The 26,105-nt window shown below is 60.1% G+C and carries 19 protein-coding genes; 6 read left to right on the top strand and 13 right to left on the bottom strand.

From position 1 onward, the window contains the following. Positions 1-10: 10 nt before the first annotated feature. A complete protein-coding gene (locus DK391_RS01900) occupies positions 11-1,033 on the bottom strand; it encodes an aldo/keto reductase (protein WP_109476282.1) in 1,023 nt (340 codons plus the stop codon). A gap of 131 nt (positions 1,034-1,164) precedes the next feature. On the opposite strand from DK391_RS01900, the gene DK391_RS01895 reads away from it, so the two are divergent. The 3 genes from DK391_RS01895 to DK391_RS01885 all read left to right on the top strand — a co-directional run bounded on the left by DK391_RS01895 (position 1,165) and on the right by DK391_RS01885 (position 3,680). Beyond that, positions 1,165-2,082 carry a LysR family transcriptional regulator gene (locus DK391_RS01895; RefSeq protein ID WP_239482671.1) on the top strand — a complete coding sequence of 306 codons (918 nt, stop codon included), beginning with the start codon at positions 1,165-1,167 and terminating at the stop codon, positions 2,080-2,082. Positions 2,083-2,270: 188 nt separating this feature from the next. Next, positions 2,271-2,492, top strand: coding sequence for a hypothetical protein (locus tag DK391_RS01890; protein ID WP_109476281.1), 222 nt, complete (start codon positions 2,271-2,273; stop codon positions 2,490-2,492). A gap of 81 nt (positions 2,493-2,573) precedes the next feature. Further along, positions 2,574-3,680: an NADH:flavin oxidoreductase/NADH oxidase gene (locus DK391_RS01885; protein WP_109476280.1), complete on the top strand. Its 1,107-nt coding sequence runs from the start codon at positions 2,574-2,576 to the stop codon at positions 3,678-3,680. A 17-nt stretch (positions 3,681-3,697) separates the two neighbouring features. On the opposite strand, the gene DK391_RS01880 is transcribed toward DK391_RS01885, so the two are convergent. The 10 genes from DK391_RS01880 to DK391_RS01835 form a co-directional block, all read right to left on the bottom strand. Further along, a complete protein-coding gene (locus DK391_RS01880; RefSeq protein ID WP_239482670.1) occupies positions 3,698-9,244 on the bottom strand; it encodes an ATP-binding sensor histidine kinase in 5,547 nt (1,848 codons plus the stop codon). A 295-nt stretch (positions 9,245-9,539) separates the two neighbouring features. Then, a complete protein-coding gene (locus DK391_RS01875) occupies positions 9,540-10,322 on the bottom strand; it encodes an enoyl-CoA hydratase/isomerase family protein (RefSeq protein ID WP_109476278.1) in 783 nt (260 codons plus the stop codon). Positions 10,323-10,647: 325 nt separating this feature from the next. Beyond that, positions 10,648-11,925: a cytochrome c gene (locus DK391_RS01870; RefSeq protein ID WP_109476277.1), complete on the bottom strand. Its 1,278-nt coding sequence runs from the start codon at positions 11,923-11,925 to the stop codon at positions 10,648-10,650. Between the two features lie 13 nt (positions 11,926-11,938). After that, positions 11,939-14,176, bottom strand: coding sequence for a xanthine dehydrogenase family protein molybdopterin-binding subunit (locus DK391_RS01865; RefSeq protein WP_109476276.1), 2,238 nt, complete (start codon positions 14,174-14,176; stop codon positions 11,939-11,941). A gap of 1 nt (position 14,177) precedes the next feature. Then, entirely contained in the window at positions 14,178-14,633 is a 456-nt protein-coding gene (locus tag DK391_RS01860; RefSeq protein ID WP_109476275.1) for a (2Fe-2S)-binding protein, read from the bottom strand. Between the two features lie 167 nt (positions 14,634-14,800). After that, positions 14,801-16,234 (bottom strand): aldehyde dehydrogenase family protein, encoded by a 1,434-nt coding sequence (locus DK391_RS01855; RefSeq protein WP_109476274.1) that lies wholly within the window; start codon positions 16,232-16,234, stop codon positions 14,801-14,803. 132 nt (positions 16,235-16,366) lie between these two features. After that, positions 16,367-17,290, bottom strand: a complete 924-nt coding sequence (locus DK391_RS01850) for an HlyD family secretion protein (protein WP_239482669.1) — start codon at positions 17,288-17,290, stop codon at positions 16,367-16,369. 76 nt (positions 17,291-17,366) lie between these two features. After that, positions 17,367-17,573 carry a DUF1656 domain-containing protein gene (locus DK391_RS01845; RefSeq protein ID WP_204117270.1) on the bottom strand — a complete coding sequence of 69 codons (207 nt, stop codon included), beginning with the start codon at positions 17,571-17,573 and terminating at the stop codon, positions 17,367-17,369. Then, positions 17,554-18,981 carry an efflux transporter outer membrane subunit gene (locus DK391_RS01840; RefSeq protein WP_162600644.1) on the bottom strand — a complete coding sequence of 476 codons (1,428 nt, stop codon included), beginning with the start codon at positions 18,979-18,981 and terminating at the stop codon, positions 17,554-17,556. The genes DK391_RS01845 and DK391_RS01840 overlap by 20 nt, the downstream gene beginning before the upstream one ends. Positions 18,982-19,052: 71 nt before the next feature. Continuing rightward, on the bottom strand, positions 19,053-21,203 hold the full coding sequence (locus DK391_RS01835; protein WP_162600643.1) for an FUSC family protein: 2,151 nt from the start codon (positions 21,201-21,203) through the stop codon (positions 19,053-19,055). 674 nt (positions 21,204-21,877) lie between these two features. Here DK391_RS01835 and DK391_RS01825 point away from each other — a divergent pair. Both DK391_RS01825 and DK391_RS01820 read left to right on the top strand, forming a co-directional pair. Next, positions 21,878-22,231, top strand: coding sequence for a BON domain-containing protein (locus tag DK391_RS01825; RefSeq protein ID WP_109476269.1), 354 nt, complete (start codon positions 21,878-21,880; stop codon positions 22,229-22,231). 75 nt (positions 22,232-22,306) lie between these two features. Then, positions 22,307-22,585 (top strand): hypothetical protein, encoded by a 279-nt coding sequence (locus DK391_RS01820; protein ID WP_109476268.1) that lies wholly within the window; start codon positions 22,307-22,309, stop codon positions 22,583-22,585. Positions 22,586-22,594: 9 nt separating this feature from the next. On the opposite strand, the gene DK391_RS01815 is transcribed toward DK391_RS01820, so the two are convergent. Next, positions 22,595-23,539: a LysR family transcriptional regulator gene (locus DK391_RS01815; RefSeq protein WP_109476267.1), complete on the bottom strand. Its 945-nt coding sequence runs from the start codon at positions 23,537-23,539 to the stop codon at positions 22,595-22,597. Between the two features lie 382 nt (positions 23,540-23,921). Between DK391_RS01815 and DK391_RS01810 the strand changes: the two genes are divergently transcribed. Further along, positions 23,922-25,247: an ATP-binding protein gene (locus DK391_RS01810; RefSeq protein WP_109476266.1), complete on the top strand. Its 1,326-nt coding sequence runs from the start codon at positions 23,922-23,924 to the stop codon at positions 25,245-25,247. Here the strand turns inward: DK391_RS01810 and DK391_RS01805 are convergent. Next, positions 25,244-25,936, bottom strand: a complete 693-nt coding sequence (locus DK391_RS01805) for a response regulator (protein ID WP_239482668.1) — start codon at positions 25,934-25,936, stop codon at positions 25,244-25,246. The genes DK391_RS01810 and DK391_RS01805 overlap by 4 nt on opposite strands. Positions 25,937-26,105: the final 169 nt, after the last annotated feature.

Below are 26,105 nucleotides of genomic sequence, written 5' to 3'. Positions count from 1 at the left end.
GATCGACTTCTTATGCGTTGTCGATGGGAAGCGGCGCGTTCGCGGCCACCAGATTCTGTTGACGCATCTCTTGCCAGAACTCGGCGGGGATCACTTCCTTCACCGCGGCCTGATCTTCTGCGATGCGCTCGGGACGGCTCGCACCCGGAATCACAGCGGCAACGGCAGGATTAGCCAGCACGAACTGCAATGCCGCCGCCTTCACGCTGACGTTGTGGCGCCGTGCGATCTCCTTGATGCGCTCGACCTTCGCGACGATCTCAGGCGATGCCTTCTGGTACTCGAAGTTCGGACCGCCTGCGAGAACGCCCGAGCTATACGGACCACCCGCGACGATTTCAACCTTGCGCGCTGCCGCTGCCGGCATCAGACGCTGCAACGCACGCTCGTGATCGAGCAGCGAATAGCGGCCCGCCAGCAGGAAGCCATCCGGCTGCGCTTCAGCGAGATCGAGCGTCAGTTCGCACGGCTCGACGCGATTGACACCGAGGCCCCACGCCTTGATCACGCCCTCTTCACGCAGACGCGTCAACGCACGGAACGCACCCTTGCGCGCGGTTTCGAACACCGACAACCATTCGTCGCCGTAAAAGTCTTGCGCAACGTCGTGCACCCAGACAATCTCGATGCGATCGGTCTTCAGGCGCTTGAGGCTGTCTTCAACCGAACGCAGCGTGGCATCGGCGGAGTAGTCGTTGACGATCTTGTTCGGCAGACCCGAGGCGAACACGCCGCCCTTTTCGCCGAGATCGCGGGCACTCACATCTTCGACCTCGTCGAGAATCACACGGCCGACTTTCGTGCTCAGTACGTAGTCGTCGCGCTTGTATTTCGCAAGTGCTTCACCCAGACGCAGTTCCGACAGGCCCGCGCCGTAGAACGGGGCTGTGTCGAAATACCGCACCCCGTTTTCCCACGCGGCTTCGACGGTCGCGAAGGCTTCTTGGTCGGGGATATTGCGGAACATGTTGCCCAGCGGGGCGGCGCCGAAGCCCAGCAGCGTACCGGCGGGCAGTTTGTCCTTGATGCTCATGGTCTTGCTCCTGTGATTGAGTCAGTGGAAGCAAGTCTACGGTGGCGAGTTAAGTCTGTCTAAGACATAATATGAAACATCTGAGTCCCAGGAGGTCTTAAATGCTGGACATCCGCCAGTAGCACTATTTCGTGGCAGTCGCCGAAGACGAGCACGTGGGACGCGCCGCCGAACGCCTGCACATTTCACAATCGCCCCTCAGCCGCCAGATCGCGCAACTCGAAGAGAAACTCGGCTTGACGCTCTTCGAGCGCTCGCAGCAGCGCATTCGCCTGACCACCGACGGCCGTACCTTCCTCGAAGAGACGAAGGCCTTCCTGACGCACGCAAAGCGTCTGGAATCGCTCGCGCGGCGTCTGGGACAAGGCGATGAAGGTGGCCTGTGTATCGGCTACATGGAAAACGCCATGCACTCGGGCGTGCTGCCTACTGCGCTGAGAAAGCTGCAGGAAGACCGGCCCGATGTGCATATCGCGCTGTACAACTATCAATCGTCCGAGCAGCTCACGGGCTTGCGCCAGCGCAGTCTCGACATCGCGCTGGTGTGCGAACCGCCCGCCGCCGACGACCCCGAACTCGAAGCCGCACAGGTACTCAACGATCCCATGTTGCTGGCGATGCCCGAGAGCCATCCTCTCGTCAAAAGCAAGCGCCTGACGCCGGAAGATCTCGCCGCGCAGAAGTGGATCGGCGTGATGCACAAGGCAGGCGAAGCGCGCCACGACAACTTCATCGCGGCCTGCGCGAACGCGGGATTCGCGCCCAACATCGCTCTCGAAGCAACCGAACCGCTCGCAGCCTTGGGCCTCGTCGCGGCTGGACTCGGCATGACCATGGTGCAGCAGAGCCTCAAGCATCAGGCGCCTGATGGCGTCATGCTGCGCGAGGTTTCATGGTTCAGCTATCGCAGTGCGCTGTGGGCCGCGTGGCATCGCGTGAATCTGCGGCCTCTGGTCGAACACTTCCGCAAGACCCTGGTCAGTTCGAGCGTCATGCTGACGAAAGCGCCTGGTCAGGCGCTACGTGCAAAGGGTACGGCGCACGTCTAAGTGCAGCACCGGGAACGCAACGTTCCCGGTGATTAAAGTGCCATTCGCGCAGGCTGCTTCGTTCGCGTGTCACCGCGGCGAATTTCTCCAACGCCCAGGGCGAAATGACAAATTCCCTCTGATCGGGAAAGCCGCTCCACGGCAAATACGTCAAGATCGGTTCACATGGCCCTGCATCGGAGGTCGATATGAAGCTGATCCACGCTGTCTGTCTCACCTGCGCACTCGTGCCGCTGGCAGCTTACGCGCAGTCGCAACCGCAACCGGCTGACGCGACTGCCGCTCAGGCACAGAGCGATCAGGCGCAACAAAGCGCCACACATCGCTTCCTGCGCGACATCAAACCGGCCCGCGCAAAAGATACCTGCGTTGGTCCTGTCAGCTATTGCACGATATTCTTTGGTAGCTGACACGCTGGTGTTCGCGGCCTTCATATGCCGCCGTGTCGTGCGTCGACACCTGGGATGGTTGAGCATTTCAAGGAGGCTATCGTGGCAAAACCTGCGCTCTTCACACCTATCAAACTGGGCAAGCTCGAACTGGCAAACCGGATCATCATTGCGCCAATGTGCCAGTACTCGGCGATAGACGGCTGCATGAATGACTGGCATCGGATGCATCTCGGACATCTCGCGATTTCCGGTGCGGCCTTGCTGACCATCGAAGCCACGGGCGTGCTACCCGAAGGCCGCATCACTTACGCCGATGTCGGCCTGTACGACGATGCGACGGAGGCAGCGATGCGCAGTACGCTGGATGCCGTTCGCTACTACTCCGACGTACCCATCGCGATCCAGTTGAATCACGCCGGCCGCAAGGCATCCACCGAAGTCCCGTGGAAAAAGAGCACCCAGTTTGCGCCGGGCTCCGAGTTGGGCTGGCAAACGGAAGCGCCATCGGCAGTGCCATTTTCTGCCGAGCATCTTGCGCCCACCGCACTCGACCGCGACGGCCTGAAGCGGATCCGCGACGCCTTCGTCGCCGCGGCACGCCGTGCGCACAGAATCGGCATCGACGCCATTCAGGTGCACGTGGGCCACGGATATCTGCTGCATCAGTTTATTTCGCCTCTATCGAACCATCGCGACGACGAATACGGTGGATCGCTGGAGAACCGCATCCGCTACCCGCTCGAAGTCTTTACCGCGATACGCGACGCGTTCCCCGCCGACAAAACGGTGACGATCCGGATCTCCGGGACCGACTGGGTTGAAGGCGGCTGGGATATCGAACAGACCATCGCATTTGCGCAGGCCGCCGAGAAGCTCGGTTGCGATGCGATCCATATCACCAGCGGCGGTCTGCATCCCGCCCAGCAGATTCCCGTCGGGCCGAACTACCAGGTTCCACTCGCTCGCGCCGTCAAACAGGCTGTGAAAATGCCCGTAGTCGCGGTCGGACTTATCACGGGATTCGAGCAGGCAGAGGCCATTGTCGGAACAGGCGACGCCGATCTGATCGCGCTTGCACGGACCATTCTGTACGACCCGCGCTGGCCGTGGCATGCCGCTGCGGAACTCGGCGCGAAGGTGCGCGCGCCGAATCCCTATCTTCGTTCTCAACCGAGGCGGTTCAAAGACCTGTTCGAGAGCGAATAGCGTTCACGCGTGCGCGGTCATTCCAGTTCTTCGGCCTTCGTTGCCAGATCGAACTGGAATACCGCGCCACGTGGCGTATTCGCGAAGACGTGCAGCGTGCTGCCGTGGGCTTCGACGATCGTGCGGCAGATTGACAGTCCCATGCCCATGCCCGTCTCCTTGGTGGTGTAGAACGGCTCGAAGAGCCGCTCGGCGTCCAGTTCGAGCGCAGCGATGCCTGGCCCCGTATCGCTGACCGTGACGCGCACATGGCTCTCATCGCGAGCGCAGGTCGCGATGGTCAACTCACGCATTCCGTCTTCGCAATCGCTCATGGCTTCGACTGCGTTGATGGTCAGGTTCATGATGACCTGCTGCAACTGAACGCGATCGCCTTCTATGGTGGGCAGATCGCGTTCGAGGTCGGCATAGATCGACACGCGATGCTTCGCCGCCTCGCCGCGCGTCAGTCCGATCACCTCGCGGATCGCGTCGTTGATCACAAGCTGCTCGCGATGCGCAGGGGTCTTCTTGACCAGATCGCGGATACGCCGGATCACGTCGTTGGCCCGCGTGCCGTTGTTGACCACGCGCGCGAGCGCTGCGCGCACTTCGACGAGGTTGGGCGGTTGTGCGTCGAGCCAGTGTGTCGCTGCCTGCGCATTGATGACGGCAGACGCGACTGGTTGCCGTATTTCGTGGCTGATGGACGCGGTCAACTGTCCCAGCGTCGAGATGCGGTTCGCGTGTGCGAGTTCGATTTCGATCTCGTGAAAGCGTCGCTCGCTTTCCCTTGCAAACGCTTCCGCCCGCTTGCGCTCCGTGAGATCGACGACGAACGCCACCACCTGCTCGGGTGCGCTCGCGAACATCGCGGCGCCGAGCAGCACCGCAACCCGGCTGCCATCCGCGCGGATGTATTCCTTTTCTACGGGTGCGAGCGCACCCGTCTTGCGCAACTCCGCGATAGCCAGCATGTCCTGGTTGTGCCATTCGTGCGGCGTGATGGCGAGGCAACTGATGCGCCCCGCTGTCAGATCGTCCCGGCTATAGCCGATGATGCGCAGAAACGCGTCATTCGCCTCGTAGATCGGGCTGTGCAGATCCCAGATGAATACACCGATGATGTTGGCATCCACCAGGCTGCGAATCCGCGCCTCGCGCTCAGCGAGATCGCGATACAGCCGCGAGTTTTCAAGCGATATGGCGGCCTGCGACGCCAGCAGTTTGAGCGCCGCCACGCGGCTCGTGGTGAAGACGTGCGACGTGATGCTGTTCTCGAGATACAGCAAAGCGATCAGCTTGCCCTGATACACGAGCGGCATGCACGCAACCGACATCGTGCGATGCTCGCGCAGATACCGGTCCGACAGAAATTCGTGCTGGCGGGACACGTCGTTCAGGATGACGTTCTCGCTTGTCCTGAGCGCATAGTGAATGATCGAAATGGGTAACGCATCCGATTGCAGTGGACGCCGGTCGAGACTGACGGTAATCGCATCGCCGACCGTCTCTGCCATGGCTTCGACGCGCATTTGCGAGCCGCTGCCGACGATCAGCAGGCCGCGTTCCGCACCGGCGTGCGCAATGGCCGTACGCATCACCGTTTGAACCAGATTGTCGAGCACGATTTCACCCGACACCGCTTGCGAGAGCTTGAGTACCGTCGTCAGATCCAGATGTTCGACGGGCGCTTCAATGCCGCTCGCGGAAGCGTGCCGGTCGTCGTGCTGCGCGAGTTCCGGGTATAGATCGTCCAGTTGCCTGACTTTGCCTTTCGCACCCCATTGCACGAACGCATGGCGCGCATTGCGCAGATACATGTCGGCGATTTGCGCAAGACCGCGTGCCTCGTAAAAACGCGATGCGGCCTGGCAGGCAATCGCTTCATTGTGGACAAAGCCGTTTGCGCGTGCCGAGCGGATCGCCAGATCGTAGAGCTTTTCGGCTTCGTCGATATGGCCTGCGATACGCGCCATTTCCGCACCCACCAGCGCCGCGCGATTCTCGAAATTTTCGGGGCAATGGAGCGCCCAGGTTTCCAGTTGCTTGCGGTGCCGGGCCATTGCATCCAGATGCGCGTGGCGCGTGGCTGTATCGGCATCGTTCCAGCAGGCGCCGTGACTCAGCGCACCGTAGAAATGGAACTCCGCTGTCTCGAACTGGGACGTTGCCACCCACAATACGCGCTCGGCTCGGGTCTTGGCATCCAGTGCTTCAGTGAAATCGTCGGCGAGGTATCTCGCCTGTAGTTTGCGCGCCCAATAGTCGAATTCCGGCAAGGCGAGCGTCGTCGAGCCGGACAGATGCGCTTCGAATTCGGCTTCGTCGAACTGCGTATCGTCGAAGCAACCGAAGCGGTCAGTCGATCCGCGCAGTGTTCGCACGAGTCCGCGATACGTCACCAGCATGTCGTTGACGAGGCCGAAGCGTATCTGGTCCGAAATGGCCAGCGCCTTGTCGACCTCCGCTTCGACTTCGCCCAGTGGATCGCCCACGGAGACGAGGTTCTGTATCAGATCGCAACAGGTGTATAGCGTGTAGGTCAGATCGCCGCTTTCGCTCGCGATATCGAAGGCGCGCCGTATGGGTTCGCGTCCTTCACGAACATGTCGCGCCCACGGCACGGCGATATTGCCGAACGACGTGGACGTGCGTGCCTTGAAACGCGTCAGGCCGCGATGTTCGACGAGATCATAACCAAGCCGCCCGAAACGGTAGCCCATTTCGTACTGATCGAAGAACGGCCCGGCGTATGTCGACAGCCATACGTACGCGTAGCAGGATGCATCGGAATTGCCGTATTCGAGGCTCAGATTGACCATGCGGCACAGGACCAGCGCGCACAGGTTCTGGTCAGTGAAGAACGCCGGCGTCACGATCTCGGTGAGAACGTCGAGCGTGTCCTTGACGTCCGCGTTGCTCAACAGAGGCAGGTCGATCAGCTGTTCGATCTGCCGGCCGTCGAGCACGGTCAGGATCCGTTCGTACTCGATCTGCGCAGTCTTGATGTGAGGATGCGGCGACCAGTCCGTCCCGCCGCGATGCAGATATTCGAGGCAGATCTCGACGCTGCGTTCGCTTTGATCGAGCGTCGTGTACAGCGTGATCCGCAAACGTGTCACGAGCGCGACATGATGGTTCGTCCTCGCGCGTTCATCGAGTTCCGACAGGCGCACCTCTGCGGGGCGCATCTTTCCCGTCAGCATCTCGCATTCGGCAAGCAGATACTCAATGCAGAAACTGAGTTCGTAATGCGTGTTCCAGTCGTCGTCGATCAATAGTGAGCGGCCCGCCGACAGAAACGTCAATGCGGAAGCGTAAGCCGTCGATGCCTTGGCGCGCCGCGCGGCCATCAGATTGAGCGCCGCCACCCGCTCGCGCTCGGCGCGATTCGTGATGAGATGGACAGCGCGATTGAACTGACTCACGATGTCGAAGACGTTTTCTTCCAGTTGCTCAGGCGGCGTACGCAACAACAGCAGCCTTGCAATCCGAAGATGCTTCTCCGTGCGTGCCTCTTCGGAGATGAGCGCGTAGGCGGCTTCCTGGACACGATCGTGAAGGAAACGATAACCGTCGCCCGCACTCAACACGAGGCCCGCGCGCACTGCATGCAGTAGCGCGTCGGCAAGCGCTTCGGACGGCAGCTCGCAGATCGTTTCGAGAACGGAAAGCTTCGACCCATTCCCGACGCACGCAAACTTTTGCAGCACGACCTGGGTTCGCACGGGCAATCGCGTCAGCTTGCCGACCATCAGTTCGACGACGTTGTCCGTGTACCCTTTTGCATGGATGCGGCTGATGTCCCACGTCCAGCGCACAGCGACGTGATCGAAAGTCAGCAGCCCTTCATCGACAAGCGAAGATAGAAATTGCAGCGCGAAAACCGGATTGCCGACCGTCTTCTGTGAAATCACGCGAGCCAGCGGCAACGCCTTGGTGGACGAGCAGCGCAGTGCGTCCTTGACCAGTTGCTCCAGATGCTCCGAGGCGAGCGGCGGGAGCACGGTCTCCTGCACGGGAACGCCCGATGCGCGAATGTTCTCGAGCGTGCGCGTAAGTGGATGGCCTTGCGTCACCTCGTTGCTACGGTACGCGCCCACCAGCAGCAAATGGCGCAGATCTCTCTGGATCAGCGCATCTTCGAGAAAATCCAGCGTTGCCGCGTCGAGCCACTGCAGATCATCGAGAAACAGTGTGAGCGGGTGCTCGCTACGCGCGAACACCGCAATGAAGCGTCGAAACACGAGATGAAAGCGTCGCTTTGCATCTTGTGGCGACAACACTGAAACGGGCGGCTGTTCGCCAATCACGATTGCCAGATCGGGCACCAGATCGGTAATCAGGCGTCCATTCGGACCGAGCGCCTCGCGAAACGCATCGCGCCACACAGCAAGCTCGCTTTCGCCCTTGCTCAGCAGTACGCGCACACCTGCCTGAAACGCCATCGCGAGCGTGGCATAAGGAATGTCACGTTTGTACTGATCGAACTTGCCAACCAGAAACAGGCCGCCGCGCGGTACGAGCACTTTATGCAACTCGTTCACCACAGCGGACTTACCGACGCCGGAATAGCCCGTGACGAGTACCAGCCCGCCCGGTTCGCCCTTGGCGACGCGATTGAACGTCGCCAGCAGCGTGTTCACTTCGGCTTCGCGTCCGTAAAGCTTTTCGGGTATTAGCAGGCGGTCATAGGTGTCGTACTCGCCAAGCTGGAAATCGGCAATCTTTCCATGCGTGTCCCAATCGGCGCGACATCGGCGCAAATCGTGCGCCACGCCGCCCGCTGTCTGATAGCGAGCTTCGGCCGTCTTGGCGAGCAGTTTCATCACGATCGCCGACATCACGGGCGGCAATGTCGGCACCAGTTCTACAGGCGCAGGCGCCTGCCGCGCGATATGACAGTGCACCAGTTCCATCGGATCCGTCGTGCTGAAGGGCAAGCGGCCCGTGAGCATCCGATAGAAAACGACGCCGAGCGAATACAGGTCGCTGCGCAAATCGACGGAGCGGTTCATCCGGCCAGTCTGTTCTGGCGCCATGTATGCGAGCGTTCCCGCGATAAATTCAGGCGGGTCCGGCGATTGCCGCTCCTGGCGCAACGCCGACGTGATACCGAGTCCCGTCAGGCGAGTCACGCCGCTCGCTCGCTCCACCAGAATATGTGTCGGGTTGATGTCACGGTGCACGAGGCCGCGTGCGTGAAGCTTGCCGACTGCTGAGGCGATATTGATGGCAAAGCGCAGGAAGCTGACGGGATCGAATGGCGCAGGAAGTCTTTCGAGCGGTTCGCCTACCCAATCTTCGAGAAGCAGAGTGGTTTTGCCCTGTTCCCGCAGCAGTTGCAGCGGGCACAACGCAAAGGACGCATCCAGCTTGTCGGCGAGCGCGAATTCGTGCGCAAGTCGATCGATGACTTCAGCGGCGGGATGCGCGCGTGCAGGACGCACGACGCGGACAGCTTCGAGCCTGCCGTCATCCGTTCGACGTCGTCCCCGACAGACGACGTATTCGCCGTCTTCCCATGAATCGGCAAGAAGTTCGACGGCGGCGGCATCGGCGGGAGAGACTAGAAGATTCAACAAACGCTCCCTGAGTGCAGCCGCGCGCGATGGCATCCGGTGCGGTGGCCGTTGAAATGTTGACTGCCGTCCCGCGCGCTATGACTCGCCATGACAGTACGCACGCGGCTCGTTCGCTGATCAGTATGACGGCGCATCAGCAATAATGAATCGTCGAGCCAGCAGTCATTGTCGTAAGCGCCGACAACGAAAATAACGTCGGGTCTACTCTACGCGCAATTCAGATCAGATGCCTGGTTGGGGCAGGCATCGTATCGAATCCATATTCAGCTTTGCGCTGTTATCCGACTCTCCATCATTTTCCTTCGACAAGCGCGGCGCGGCGGGTGTCGGTTGCGTCATTCAGGTAAAGCGGCGGGCCGGAATCGAGGTTGTCCATCAGTGCCGGCAGCGGAATATCCTCGATAGCATTCAAGAGCTTCTTTGCCTTGCGTTGCGCATTCGGCGGCACGGCCACGAGTTCATGCACGAGGCTGTCCGTGAGCATTTCCAGATCACTGTCGACCACGAATTCCGTTGCGATGCCCCATTCGTACGCCTGCGCTCCGCGAATATGTCTGGAGCGCATGACGATATCCTTCGCGCGCCCAGCACCCACCAGTTTCTGAAGGCGCGCCGACGCGTCGACGCCAGGCACCTGCCCTGCGTTTTGCGCGGATAGCGCGTAGATCGTCGTTTCCGTCACGATGCGAAAGTCGCATGCCAGCGAAAGCTCGAAGCCTGCGCCGAAGCAATATCCGCGGTTCGCCGCAATCACGGGCTTGCTGCAACGTGCAGGCGCTTCCATATTCCACGCGAATCGGGAAAGGTACTCGGGTGATGCATCCGTCGTTTCGTCGATCTCGCTTCCAATCGAAAAATGTTCGCCTTGCGCCCGCACGACAATGACGCGGACTCGCGGATCGTCGTCGAGTACTTCGAAGGCTGCACGCAACTGCTCCCATTGCATGCCGGATACGAGATTGAATGGGGGGCGGTCGAGGATGATGTCTGCACGCAACGCGTTCTGATTGATGTCGATGCGAAAACCGTCTAGCTCCGGCGAGATTCTCTGCACCTGATGAACAAGCTTGATCATGAAGGGTCCTTTTTGTACGTCTGTCGAAAAGTCAACGAAACGTATGATGAAAGGCGCGATCCTGTGACTTGCACCGCGATGTGTCTTTCGAACGGCCGGTCGTTGTGTCATGAGGAGGGGCGTATTCCGGTTAATCCGTGTGTACTCGGACGAGACGCGCCATGCTCCGTAGCTATACTTTGGCATGGACGGTGGCTAGCCGCCGCTTAAGCGTGGTTAATCGTGGTAAAGGCTGTTCAGACGGACAGGCGCATAGCGAAGCAGGCGAGGCTGGTCGCCCCGCCCGTGCGGGCCCGGAAGATGGGTAGAGAGTCTTCGCGTCCGGTCAGGGCGCGTGGGTGGCTTTCCTCAGCTTCGCAACCTCACTGGCGGTGACTGCCGGTGCACCGTTATTCCAGCCGGCGCGAATGAAGGTCAGCACGTCGGCGATCTGCTGATCATTCAGAACGGGTGCATATTTGGGCATGGGATACGGCGCCGGAATGCCGCCGATCACGAGATCTTCCGTGCCGTTCAAGGTCACGTTGATCAGCGACAGCGTCTTCGTCTCCAGCACGTTCGGGTTGCCCGCGAGCGGCGCAAGCAGCGGCGCGAACCCGCGTCCATCGACGCCGTGGCAATGCATGCAGAAGGCCGTATAGACGCGCCCGCCCGCATCGTTCGCCGGACGGTTCAACGACACTTTCGTCGCTTTTGCATCGTAGGCATACGCGGTCGCGCCGGAATCGTTGACTGCAGGCAGCGACTTCAGGTAACCCGCAATCGCGGCAAGGTCGCTGTCGGACATGGCCTGCATGCTGTTATTGATGACGCTCGTCATCGAGCCGAACGCGGATGCGTGCTGGTTCGCGCCCGTCTTCAGAAACTGCGCGATGTCGGCTGAAGACCAGCGTCCCAGCCCCGCGTTATGCGCGCCTGTCAGATTCGACGCGAACCAGTTGTCGACCGGACCGCCCGACAGATACGCGCTGCCGCTTTCATCGAGAGCTTTCTCCTGAAACGCGATGCCGCGCGGCGTATGGCATGAGCCGCAATGTCCGAGGCCCTGTATCAGGTACGCGCCGCGATTCCATGCCACGTCTTTGCCCGGCTTGTCCTGATAGACGCCCTTGTCGAGAAAGACCATGTTCCAGAACTTCAGCGGCCAGCGCATGTTGAGCGGCCATTTGATATCCGGCTCGCGATTCGGCTGACGGATCGGCGCGACACCATTCATGAAATACGTATAGAGCGCGTGTACGTCGTCATTGCTGACTTTGGCGTACGACGGATACGGCATCGCGGGATAGAGGTTGTGGCCGTCTTTGGCGACACCGTCGCGCAACGCGCGTCCGAATTCTTCCTCGCTATAGTGTCCGATGCCCGTGTCCGGATCGGGTGTGATATTGGTCGAATAGATCGCGCCCATCGGCGTCAACATCTGCAGTCCACCGGCAAAGGGTTTGCCGTGCGGCGCCGAATGGCACGCAATGCAGTCGCCGGCTTTCGCGAGATATTCGCCGCGTTTGACCAGCGCATCGTCGGCACCGGCCGCGTGCGCACAGACCGCGACGATCGATTGCACGGCGGCGGCACAGGCGGCCGTCTTGAATGTGATTTTCATCGTCGGCCTCCGCTTACGCGCTCACAAGCTGGTTGCCCACGGGCAACTGACGCAAGCGCTTGCCCGTGGCCGCGTAGATCGCGTTGGCAATGGCCGGTTGCGCCGCTGCTGTCCCCGGCTCGCCGATACCGCCCGGCGCTTCGCTGCTCTTGACGATATGCACGTCGATCATCGGCGATTCGTGGATGCGCAGAATGCGATAGTCGGTGAAATTGTTCTGCTGCACGCGGCCCCGTTCGATCGTGACCTCGCTGTAAAGCGCCGCCGTAATGGCAAAGATGATGCCGCCCTGGATCTGCGCTTCGACAGTGTTGGGATTGACCACCATGCCGCAATCGACCGCACACACCACGCGGTTCACCCTGACCTCGCCCTGATCGACGGTGACATCGGCGACCATCGAAAAGAAGCTGCCGAACGCATGCATCACCGATACGCCGCGCCCCTGGCCTTTAGGCATCGCCTTGCCCCAGCCGGCCGCCTGCGTCGCGACGTTTAGTACATTCAGTGCACGCGGTGTCTTGCCGAGCAGATCGCGCCGATACTTGACGGGATCGATCTTCGCCTGCGCCGCCAGTTCGTCGATAAAGCTCTCGACCACAAAGGTGCCGCGCGTCGGCCCCACGCCGCGCCAGAAGGCCGTCGGTATCGCGCGCGGCTCTTGCCGCACGTAGTCGATCAACTGGTTCGGGACATCGTAGGGCAGATCGGCTGCGACCTCGACGGCGTCCGGGTCCACGCCATTCTTCATCGCGCCCGGCGCAAAGCGCGCAAATATCGACGATCCAACAATGCGATGCTGCCACGCAACCGGCTTGCCGTTTGCATCGAGGCCCGCCGAGATCTTGTCGTAGTAGTACGGCCGGTACATGTCGTGCTGAATGTCTTCCTCGCGCGTCCACATGACCTTGACAGGTACGTTCAACTGCTTCGCCACCTTCACGGCCTGCATGACGCCATCCACTTCGAGCCTGCGGCCAAAGCCGCCACCGAGCAGAAAGTTGTGCACGATGACTTTGTCTGGCGCCAGCCCCGTTACCTGCGCACCGACATCGACCGCGCGCGTCGGCACCTGCGTGCCGACCCAGATATCGCAACTGTCGGGCTTCACATGCACCGTGCAGTTGATCGGCTCCATCGTTGCGTGCGCAAGGAACGGCTGCTGATAGACGGCATCGACGCGCGTGCTCGCTTTCGGGAACGCGTCGTTCACATCGCCGTCCTTGCGCGCGACGGCACCATTGCGTTCCGATGCCATGGCCAGATCGTCGACGATCGTTTTCGTCGACACCGTCGCGCCCGCGCCTTCGTTCCACGTGACCTTCAATGCCGCCGCGCCGCGTTTCGCGGCCCAGGTGTGATCGCCGATGACGGCCACGCCGTTGTCGATTTTCACGATCTGGCGCACGCCCGGAATCTTCTTCGCTGCGCTATCGTCGACGCTCGCCAGCGTCCCGCCGAACACCGGACAGTTGACGATGGCCGCGTACACCATGTCGGGCAAACGAACGTCGAGGCCGAAGATCGCGCTGCCGTCCACCTTCTCCGGCGAATCGAGACGTTTTGCCTGCGTACCGATCAACTTGAAGTCTTGCGGTTTTTTCAGCGGCACGTCTTGCGGCACGGACAGCTTCGCCGCTGCATCGACCAGTTGGCCGTACGCGATGTTTCGCTTCGTATCGGCATGAATCACCTGACCGTTCTCTGCGTGGCACGTCGCAGGATCGACCTGCCATTGCTGCGCGGCCGCGTTGATCAGCAACATGCGCGCGGCTGCGCCCGCACGCCGCATCGGTTCCCACGCGTAACGGATCGACGTGGAGCCGCCCGTCAGCTGGCCGCCGAGCAGCGGGTCCATGAAACGCTTTTCGTCGGGTGGCGCGTGATCCACCGTGATGTTGTCCAGCGGCACTTCGAGTTCTTCGGCGATCAACATCGGTATCGATGTGTACACGCCTTGCCCCATTTCGACTTTCGGCACGATAAGCGTGACCTTGCCCGCCCTGTCGATCTGTACGAATGCATTGGGAGCGAATACGCCGTCTTGCGGCGTCTCCACACCATCGCCGCCGATGACCGACTTGCGCGCGTCGCCCTGGCCGCGTGCGGGCATCGTAAAGGCCAATAGCAGGCCGCCGCCCGAGATCGCCGCGACGCTTGCGCTGAACTTCAGAAACGCGCGGCGCGTGACGAGCGCTGACGCACGGTCGACTGCCTTGCCATTTTGTGCTTCGAGTAATCCTTGCGACATGTCACGCCTCCCTGGCAGCCTGCTTCACGGCTGCCCGGATGCGTTGATAAGTACCGCAGCGGCAGATATTGCCCGCCATGCCGGCGTCGATGTCGGCGTCGCCCGGGTTTGGAATCTGTGCGAGCAGCGAGGCCGCCTGCATCACCTGTCCGGACTGACAGTAGCCGCACTGAACCACGTCGAGTTCGCGCCACGCCACTTGAACGCGCGTGCCGATGGGTGTTTCGCCGATGGCTTCGATCGTCGTGATCTTTCTGTCGCCGACAGCCGCAATGGGCAGCACACACGAGCGCACCGCCACGCCGTCCAGATGAACCGTGCACGCGCCGCATTGCGCAATCCCACATCCGAACTTGGTTCCCGTCAGCCCGATGATGTCGCGCAACACCCAGAGAACGGGCATGTCGCGCGGCGCATCGATATCGTGCGGCTGACCATTGACATTGAGTTTGGCCATCTGATTGCTCCGATGCGTGTTACCTGATCGTTCCGCCAGCTACACCGGGACTCGACGACTCGAAAGCATTTCGCGTGTGTAGTGGGCTGATGCGTCGTTCTGATCTGTTGATATCCCCGGCTCGCGCGAACCTGGATGAACATTTCCAGGTCCGCGCGAGGCGTGCCTCACAACTGCCGCATCACCATCAGGCGCAATTCCGTCATGTCCTCGATGGCGTAGCGCACGCCTTCCCGCCCGATCCCGGAGTCCTTGACGCCGCCATACGGCATGTTGTCGACACGGAACGACGACACGTCGTTGATCACCACGCCGCCTACGTCCAGTTCGTCCCACGCAAAATGCGTGTGCGCGAGCGAATCCGTGAAGACGCCTGCCTGCAAGCCGAAATCGCTGTCGTTGACCGTTTTGACAGCCTGTTCGAAATCGTCGAATTTTTCGAGGATCGCGATAGGGCCGAAGGCTTCCTTGCGATATAGATCGGTGTCGTGCCCCACGTTCTCGAGCAGCGTCGCTTCGAACATCGCACCATCCACCTTACCGCCCGCGATGATCTTCGCACCCGCTCCGACCGCGCTTTCCATCCAGCCCGCGAGCCGCTTCGACTCCGACAGCGAGATCATTGGCCCGACGAACGTGTCTTCGTTCTTGGGATCGCCCATCTTCAGCGACTTGGTCTTCGCGATCAGTTTCTCGCGCAGCGCATCGTAGACCGACGCGTGCACGAGAATGCGTTGCACGCCGATACAGCTTTGGCCCGACTGATAGTACGCACCGAACGCAAGCCGGTCGACGACATAGTCGAGCTTGTCGCCCTGGTCGCCATCGACGATAACGGCTGCATTGCCGCCCAGTTCCAGCACGACTTTCTTCTTGCCCGCCCGCGCCTTCAGATCCCAACCGACAACGGGCGAGCCCGTAAATGACATGAGCTTGAAGCGCTCGTCGGTGGTGAAAAGATCCGCGCCGTCGCGATGGGCCGGGAGAATCGAGAAGCCGCCCTTGGGGAGATCCGTCTCGGCCAGCACGTCACCGATGATCAACGCACCGACGGGCGTGCGGCTCGCCGGCTTGAGCACGAACGGCACGCCTGCTGCGAGCGCCGGTGCGACCTTGTGCGCCGCGAGATTGAGCGGGAAGTTGAAGGGCGAGATGAATGAACACGGACCGATCGGCACGCGCTTGATATAGGCGTGATAACCCATCGCCCGTTGAGAGATCTCCAGATTCATGATCTCGCCGCCAATACGCACCGATTCTTCCGCCGCAACCTTGAAGGTGTCGATGAGCCGCGAGACTTCACCGCGTGCGTCCTTGATGGGTTTGCCCGCTTCGATGCATAGCGCGATTGCCATTTCGTCGAAGCGCTCGCGAAAGCGCGTCACGCAATGTTCGAGCACGGCCTGACGTTTGAACGGCGGGAAGGCACGCATTTCCGGCATCGCGTCGACGGCGAACCCGATCGCCTTGTCGATCGCTTTGGCGTCGGCCAGCGCAACACGTGTGGCGACTTCGCCGCTGAACTTGTCGGTGACTTCGAGATCGGTATTCGCCGCGACGGCTTCGTTGGCGAGGTAATACGGATAGCTCTTCTGCAGCATGACTCGCTCTCCTTCTGTCGACATGATCACGCACCGAGAGTAATCAGCGCGTGCATGGGTGTCTTTCCAGAAAAGCGTGCGGATATTCAGTATCCACGGATCGTGGCCAACGAGCTTGCTGTGCTTATGCGTTCATCGTCTGGCGCTGAGGGTGATGGTGCAGGTCATGCCCATCGCGAGATGAATGCCCGCCGGCACGCTGTCCAGATGAATGCGCACGGGTACGCGCTGCGCGAGGCGCACCCATGTGAAGATCGGGTCGACATTGGCGAGCAATTCGCCAGATCCCGTCGGATTGTCCCGATCCACGATGCCGCTCGCGATACTGTCTACATGCCCGCCAATATCGACATTGCCGCCGAGCAGGCGCACAACGGCGTGATCGCCCACATGCACGCCCTGGATCTTGGTCTCCTCGAAATAGCCGTACACCCAGAATGAGTTCGAGTCGAGCATCGCCATGCGCGCGACGCCCGCGCTGGCATAGTCGCCGGGAAACAGATTGAGGTTGACGATATAGCCGTCAGTCGGGGCGCGGACTTCGCTGCGCACCAGATCGAGATGCGCCGTTTCCTTGCGCGCCAGCGCGGCCTTGAGTGCGGCTTGCGCTGCGCTATAGGCGGCCCGCGCAGCTTCCAGCGACGACTGCGATTGCCGCGACTGCAGCGCATAGTCAGAACGTATTTCTTCCGATACGACATCGCCCGAGAGCTTTTCCCGCCGCGACGCCTGGTCCTTGCGCATTTTCGATTCGTACAGGCTCGCATCCATTTGCGACTGCGCCTGTTGCAACTGGGCGTTGGCGCGTGCCACGTCGGCATCGGCCTGATCGACGGCATATCTGAAACGGTCGGGATCGAGCACGTAAAGCACGTCGCCCTTGCGCACCCACTGGTTGTCCTTGACGCGCACTTCCTTGACGAGTCCCGAGACGTCGGTGGACAGGTTGATGACGTTTGCGCGCACACGCCCGTCGCGTGTCCACGGCGAGTACATATAGCGCAGCCATATCGCGTGCATCAGCCAGACAGCGATCACTACGGTAATCAGCGTCATGGCGATTCGAATGAGATACTGCTTGTTCATCTTCCGCCCCGTTGGCTGTCGAGAGCTTCGCTTGCGCGATGCTCCGTCACGTTCTCTGGACCAGTAGCGCGACGCCGCAGAACAGCACGGCAAACAACGCAACCCTGAAAAGGCCCGGGTGCCACGCGAGCCGATAAACACCCAACCTCGCAAGCAGCAGGTCCAATGCGATAAAAACAAACACGCAGGCAACCAGCACGATCAGCAGGACAGGCGCGAAGAATCCGAACAGTTCAATTTCGACGGGTATCATCCTTACCTCGCTCGATATTGGCTGGCGTGGGATCGACATCAGCACCACCGCCAAGCGCCTTCATCAGCAACACCCACGCATCGACCCGCTGCGCACGGATCAGCGCGAGATCACGCTGTTGCTGAAGCATCACCTTCTGCGCGACAAGCACGTCCAGATACTCCGTAATGCCGCCGCGATAGCCACGGTTCGCAAGATCGTAAGAACGCATCGAGGATTTCAGCGCGGTATCGGCAGACGTTTCCTGATCTTTGAGCGACCGCAATAACGTCACCTGTTGAGCGACGTTTTGCATGGCCGACAGCACGGTATCGTTGTACTTCAGCACTGCATCGTCGTATTCGGCTGTGGCGACGCCAAAGCGGCCCCGGCGTCGCCCTGCGTCGAAGATCGGCAACGATCCCGCCAATCCCACGCTGTGACCTACAGCGTCGCTGTTGATGAAATTGAAGAAGCCGCCGAACGGTGCGACGGAAGCCAGCGACGCACTGGCGACGAGATTGATGTTGGGATAGAAATCCGCATGGGCGGCCTCCACCTTCTTCGCAGCTTCCGCAGCACGCCAGCGCTGTGCAACGACGTCGGCGCGGTGCCCGATGATTTCCGCCGGCAGCGAAGTGGGAAGCGCGATGCCGACATCGGGCGGCAAAACAGGACGCGTCAGCGTATCGCCGAAACCCGGCCCTGCGCCGACGAGATAGGCGATCTGCAGCCTCGCGATGGCGATATCGTCCCTGGCCCGCAGAATATCGGTCATGCCCGCCTGGTACTGTGTCCTCGCCTGACGCTCATCGATCTCGCCGACAATGCCCGCCTGACGGCGCCGCGTGGCGATATCCAGATTGCGCCGTTCCTCTTCGTTGATCGACTGGTAGATGTCGAGCAGCGCGTGCTGAAGCGCGAGCTGCGTGTAGGTGCGCGCGACCGCTACCTGCAGTTCGACTTTCGCGAATTGGGCATCGGCAGCCGTTGCTTGCACTGCGTCGAGTGCGCCCTTCTCGAGCGAACGGTTTTTTCCCCACAGATCGAGATCATAGGAAAGCGTGACGGCGGCCGAGTTGTCCCAGACCGTTGTTCCGCCCGGCGGAGATGGCGTTGCGTAACGCGGGAAACGGGTTCGTGCGAGCGCGGCGTCACCCTCGACATCCGGCAGTTCATCGGCACGCAGCGCGCGCGCCTGCCAGACGGCCGCCGTCACGCGCGATCTGACGATCGCCAGCGTCGGGCTTCCGGCTACGGCCCGCGTCATCAGTTGGTCGAGTTGCGGATCGCGCCATGCACGCCACCATTCGCTCGTGGGCCAGTTCGCGTCGCTTTGCGTCTCGCGCAACGCATTACCGGGATCGATCGACGCTGGATCGATGAAGGACGCTTCCGGTTTGATCCCAGCACCGCTGATGCAACTCATCAGAACAGGCAATACGAGGCCCAAAACGAGCGTGAGGCGCGACCAGCTGGATCGCTGTCGACCCGGCGCGTTCATGACGCGACAGCGGGCGCGCTGGGTACGCCCGGCAACTGGTCGATCAAGGCCGCTCGCGTCGAATACAGTCCGGCGCGCACTTCGAACAGCGCCCGGCTGCTTCCGGGCGAAGACGGGCTCGCGTGCTCTCGCAGCATATCGAGCACGCGCTCGGTTTGCGCGAGCGCTGTTGCAACGGCGCCGCTTGTGGCCTTGTCTGCCACGTCTTCCATCGCACTGAGCCACTCGCGTTGCGCCGCTTCCCATGCGGGTGGCAATGCGTTCGCCTGCGAATCGGCCCATCCCCTCACATGGATCAACGCGTTGGCGATCCAGAGCTGTCCGAAGGCCCACTTCGTGATGTTCTCGCGATACGCTTGCGACACGCCCGGTACCGTTACGATACGCACGATGAGATCGCGCATCGACATACCCAATTGCGCCGAGGTCTCGACGTCGATCAGATCGGTGGCGGCATGCGACAACACGTCCTCGATGCGGCGGGCGTACCGTTTTGCGAGCCACTCACCCTCTTTCGGCGCGACGAGTGAAAATGCACTTGCCGCCACGCCGATTCCAATCAGCAGGCCAAAACCGCGATCGAGCAGATAGGGCGGGTCATAGACAGCCACGTTCGTTGGCGTCAGGAGATAGCACAGGTAGATGCTGAAGCCCGCGCCCATGGCGATGAAGCGTGGGAACGTGGAGGCGTAGCTGCTGAAGAAGATCAGAATGCCAAAACACAGCGCCAGTAGCGAAACGTCGCCAAAGCCCGGCATCAACATGAAGTTGACGAAGAAGCCCACCACGCACGCAATCGCACAGCCCACGAAGGCATCCCAGCTTGCAGCGGCAGGGGTTGGACTCAGCGAAAAGAATCCGCTCGTGATCCCGGCAGATACGACGGCAATATACCCATTGGTCCATCCTGAAGCGACCCACGCGGCCCCGACGACGCCCGTCGCAATCGCTGCACGTAGTCCCGATAGCAACGCGGACAAACCACTCGAACGGATCGGCGCATTGCGCATGAACGCAATCGCCTGAATGATCGGCAAGGACAGCTGGATCTTCGGTGGATTCAGCACGATGCTGCATGCACCGCAGAACTCGCGAAGCGAAGTCGTCGCCGTATAGACTTCGGCACCGACCATTTCTATCGCGCGATAATTGTCGTCGTTGGGGCTTACCTTCGACAGTTGTACCGCCACACGCTCGGGCAACGTATCTCTTATCGAGGAAAGCTGCGTTTCCAGTGCCTGCAGGCGGTTCGCGGTTTCCTGTGTTCCCGTATCGTCGGTTGCAGCGGCTTTCGCGAGGAGATCGAAAGTCGCATCGATTTCGGCCTGCACCTCGGCACCCACATGCTGGGTCATGTGTCTTGCGCGGTCCAATGCGTAGAGACGCGTGACCGTGTCAAGGAACGTGCGATCGAGCATCGTCAAGGCATCGTTGCGCAAACGCATTTCAGGATCCTCGAACACAGCCGCCGTGCGCAATTCTTCTATCGACACGCTCTCGCGTATGAGTTTCATGTAGCTGTCGATCGGATCGTCCTTGCTATTTCCCAATGCTGCTGCGCGCAGTGCGGGCAACAGCTTCCCCAACGCGGATTCCCGCCATGTGATCAATGCAGGAACCACTTTCTGCGGAAACACGAGTGCACTCACAAGACTGCCCATCGCGACACCGATCATCACCTCGCTGACGATGTAAATCAGGTTGATCACGACATCGTAGGGAACGGGCCATTCGGGAACGGTCGTAATGCAAGCGGCGTAGCCCGACAGCACGAAACCATACGACTGGTAATTCTTGTAGTACGACGAACCCGCAACGAACAGCCCCACCCATATCGACAAACCGGCGATAAATAGCGGCGGCTGCTGTGCAAACAGACTGATCAGCGTCAGCCCGGCGAGACTTCCGCACGCAATGCCCAGCGTGCGGTAAAAGGCACGTGCGATCACCATTCCGCTTCGCTGCGCGAGCATCACGATCACCGCCGATACCATCGACGTGCCGGGCGCGCGCAGTTCCAGCCGCATGCAGATCAGCATGCTCAGGATGACAGCCAGCGCCGCCTTGAACGCGTGCAGGAAGCGCGGCAAATCGTCGTTTCGATAGACAACGGCCTCTTTCAAAAGACCACGGAGAGTCGCAATCATGTCCGTTCGACCTTGTCGCATCGAATTTTTGTGGGATGCCGTCGCCTTTACTGCCGCTAAGCCTGGCGCCGCGCGCGGTTCATATTAACGCCGCAGACAAGGCCATTCTTTCGGCTCCGCACGGGAAATTTCCACTGCGAATCAGGATTCGATGTGGCTTTGATGTGAATGCTATGGTCGGTTCATGAATACGCGTCATTCCACGAACGGCTTCAGCACAGTTCGCCCGTTGAGTCCGCTACGATCTACGGGGCTGTTTGCAATCGCGCTGATGTTTCCCGTGTCAGTGCTTGCACAGAGCGACAACGGCCCACTGACTCGCGCGCAGGTTCTTCAGCATCTTTCGGATCTGGAAGGCGTTGGCTATCGGCCTGCAGAAGCGTCGCGTTTGCGATTTCCCTACGATATCGAGTCGGCTGAAGCACGCCTTGCCGAGAAAAAGCGTCAACAGAGCGCGGGCACTCAGCCACTCACCGATGTTCAGTCCAATACAGATACAGCCCCACCACCCGACGGCAATCCGTAAGCCATCGTGAGCGCTCGCAAATAACGTGTTTTCAGAAAAGACTTCGCGATGCCATGACCTGAACAATGCTTTCAACGGACGATATTGCGGCGCGAGAAACACGCTGCATCGACTATCCGTTATCAACTCGACACGAGGGAGAATCGCTATGTCTGCAGGCAAACATCTGATCGCTTTTGCGATCACCGCAATCGCCATTGCCGGAGTGGCACCCGCTTATGCACAGACCGACGCGGCTGCCAGTGCAGCCGCGGCACCGCCGACCAAAAAGGCCGTCCGGATGCAGAACCATCAACTCGAGATAAAAGTCCGGCACGCACTGACCGCGACGAAACATCTCGACTCGTCGGGCATCGTCATTCTGGCGCGCGGCGGCGAAGTCACGTTGCTGGGCGAGGCCCCGGATGCGTCGCAGCTAACCGTAGCGCAAAACGTTGCGAGCAAGGTTGCCGGCGTGACGGGCGTGACGAACAACATGCACGTTTCCGAGCCTGGCAACTGACGCAACGCACTTGATGAAATAGTCGTATGTGGGACCACTATTCGCTGGTCCCAGACTGCATTTCCGGAGTCAATCATGAAACGAGCATTGTTCGCGGGACTCTTTCTCGCTGCCGCATCAGCCTCTGTCTCGCCTTCTGCGTTCGCAAGCGGATATGGACCAGCGCCGTTCTATCGGCCCTATGTGGGCGCACCGGCATCGCAGCGCGGCGAAAGCTCACAGACACTGTCGAGTGAACGTATGAACGAAAGAACCCGCTATTCAGACGATGTCGGCGGTGTCGCCGCATCGACATCGGAGATGGGCGAAAGCGCGCCGCCGTCGAGTCATACCTGGACTTACCGGCATCACTGATTAGCGTTTTTAATCTTTATTGTTAGATCGGGCGCTGATCGCTTCTTCTTCCTGGGAGAGACTCCGCCCGACGCTCTGTTTGATGAATTCGACGAACGTCCTGATCTTCGCTTCCAGATACTGTCGTGAAGGATAAATCGCGTAGACGAAGCGTGGATGCGTGGAAAGATCCGGCAGAACGCGCACCAGATTACCGAGTCGCAAGTCATCCATTACCGAGTACGCGGATAGCAAGCCGACGCCGGCGCCCGCCCTGAGCGCGACCGACATGGCTTCATGATCGTTGACCGAGAAGTACGAATCCGATGGCGTAAAGACGAATTCCTCGGAAGTGCTGCACAGGATCCAGTCGTCCGATGGATACGGCGGAGTGTGGATGCGCACGCAGGTGTGCCGGGAAAGGTCGTCGAGTGTTTCAGGCGCGCCGTTGCCGGCAATATAGTCCGGCGATGCAACCAGAATCGAACGACTCGATCCGATGATCTGTGCGACATTGGCCGAATCGGGCAAGGCTGTCGCGGAGAATATCGACACATCGATCGCATCGCTTAAAAGATCGGGCATCTCTTGTGTGAGTGTCAGTTCTACGCACACGGATGGATGCTCCTTGCGGTACGCAATGATCGCCGCTGTCACGTGCTTTTGACCCAGACCGGGAATGGCGTGCACCCTCAATATGCCACGCGGCTCGCTTATCGCCTCGCGCGCTTCCGCGTCGGCGTAGTCGATCTCTTCGAGTATCTTCTTGCACCGCGAGTAGTAGCGTTGCCCGGATTCCGTCACTGCAAGACGTCGTGTCGTGCGCTGTATGAGTCGCGTGGAGAGATCCTGTTCGAGTTCAGTGACGGCTCTCGATACATTGCCTGTCGTGCTGTTCAACTGTCTGGCCACGTTCGTGAAGCTGCCCATTTCGACCACGCGTGCAAATACGCGCATGTTCCGAAGCTTGTCCATATGCACCTCTTCCGATGGGTGACGCCATCTGAACGAACGTCATGCGCGTTTATTTTTTCCTTCGCGGCAGCGACGATCGGTAACAGGAAGATTGCCACCGTTCCTGATAAAAATCGACCGGATAAGGAACGTGGATTTTTCAATGCGCACGGGTATGTGCGTGTTCGATGAACCTTTATGTGCAGCGAAATAACTAATGTCTGGAGCGATGGAGGCGACCGCTTCGCATCTAACGTGGGTTCAACAACACATCGGAAACAACGGACTGATCAGGCGATCTATACTCATCAAATGATTCGCAACATCGCGGGCAGTCAGGGTGAAACAGTCAGTGGACAGTGCATGCAACGTGACTGATTTTTCTGAATCGGGAGAGCGCGACATGTCGAGCGATCGTGAAGAAAACACGGAAGCGCCCGCTACGATTCCGGCTGTCCGGCTCGATGAAGTTGCACTGAAACGCGTGATGGAAACCATCATGCGCATGATGCTGGTCAGCACGGGCGCAACCGTATGCCAGCTGATGTTCCGCGCAGAAAGCGGCCTCTGTGTGCGTGCGCGCGCAACGCAGCAGCAAGACATCGTGGTCGAATTCGGATCAGCAATCACACCTGAATCGCTGAGCCTCTTCATTGGACGGTCAGTGCTGCGCACCGGATTGCCATTGCTCGCGGACACAAAAGTCCGATGCATCGAATCAGCCGGCCGCGGAATCGCTGATGATTCTGCGTCGCTTACCGGATTCGGCATTCCGCTATTCAGTCATCGCGATCTCATTGCCGTGCTGTACTTGCAAAGCAGCCAACCCGATTCCGCTTTTTCCCCTGATAAGCGCGCCTTGATAGAACGCATGGCATCGCAGATCGGACCTTCTCTCGCACAGGCAATGGCGCAGCCCTCACACGACGATGAGAAACGCCCTTGCGACGACACAGAGCGTCAATTGCATCATGCGCGCAATGCACTGTTCGAAGCGTCCTGCGCCACCAATACGGATGAGCTGCTCGCCTCGATCATTCACGAGCTGAGCCAGCCGCTCAGCGCGATCGACGCATCGACGGGCGCCGGGCTTCGTTGGCTGGAGCGCGATGTGCCCAGCCTCGATGAAGTCAAACTCAGTCTCGACAAGGTTCGAAGCTGCGCAGCAAGGGCGAAACGTTCGATCGACGGGCTTCGCACGCTGATCAGGCAGCCTGAACAGGCGTTCCGCCGATTCGACATTCATGCTGCCATACGCGAAGTCGTCCTGCTCTCGAGCAAGCGCATCGACGATCATCGCGCGGAGGTCAGGCTGGTGGGCATCGATAACATGCGGCCAGTGCTCGGCAATCGCATGCAGATCCAGCAGGTCATCCAGCACCTGCTTCTCAATGCGCTCGATGCAATCTCTCACGTCACCGATCGCGCGCGCATCATCAGGATTTCGTCGGAAATTGGGCGCGGAGAGACTATCGTCATCAACGTTTTCGACTCGGGCCCCGGCATCGCACAGGAAAGCAGAGACGCGCTGTTTCTTCCGTTCGTCACCACGAAAACGGGTGGCATGGGGCGTGGGCTGTCCGTCTGCAAGCGAATCATCGAAGCACACGGTGGAGAGCTATGGCACGACAACGCCGAGCCGCACGGAACGCAGTTTTCATTCACGCTGGATCGCGCACACGACGGCTGCGATAAAGGCGTCGTGTTTCACTTGCGTCCCGAGCTTTAGCGGCCACCGCTTTCCAGATATGCGGATTCGGACGGCGAAACCGCGAGTCCCAGCAATTTTGCTTTCTGGATGAACTCGCCGAGCGTCTTCACACCCAGACGCTTCATCCCTTCTCCGCGGTAAATCTTGACGGTGATCTCGCTGACACCGAGTTCACTTGCGATCTGGCCGGTCAGCATGCCGCGCGCGATCCGATGCATCACCTGCTTTTGCCGCGGCGTCAGTTCGATCCAGCGGTCCTGCAGGTCTTGCAAGGCCGATGCATCGGCCAGCCTCAAGCGGTCCAGGCTGATCGCTTCGGCAATTGCGTCGAGCAGATCCTGGTCGCGCAACGGCTTCGTGAGGAAATCCACCGCACCCGCTTTCATGGCCTTGACGGTCATGACAATGTCACCGTGACCGGTCAAGAAAATGACGGGATGTGAGACGCCGCGCCGCGCCAGTTCCTGCTGAACCATCAAACCGCTTTGGCCCTTGAGGCGAACATCGAGCACGATACACGCGGGTGCGTCATTCAACGGGCCGTCTTTCAATGCCTCGATCAGCGCTTCTCCGTTGGAGAAGACGCTGGCCTTGGTACCCACCGATCTCAACAGTTGCTGCAACGCGTCGCGCACGTCTTCATCATCGTCGACGATGAACACGGTCGGGTTTTCAGTTGCGTGCTGACTGGCCAGATTGCCGTTCACTGTCTTGTCCCGTGAAACGATCCCAATCTAATACTACTCATCGCCGCGCAACAGAGCCACGTTAATTTCCGGATTATGCGTCTGGAGACAGTTAAAAAGCGGAAAACGCCATTGATTACCTACACGGATCGCGCATCTTTACTGCAGCAGATGAATTCACAAAAGTTCG

It is taken from the genome of Paraburkholderia sp. C35 (genome assembly GCF_003121405.1).
Classification (GTDB): Bacteria; Pseudomonadota; Gammaproteobacteria; order Burkholderiales; family Burkholderiaceae; genus Paraburkholderia.
This window is presented reverse-complemented; position numbering and strand designations above follow the sequence as displayed.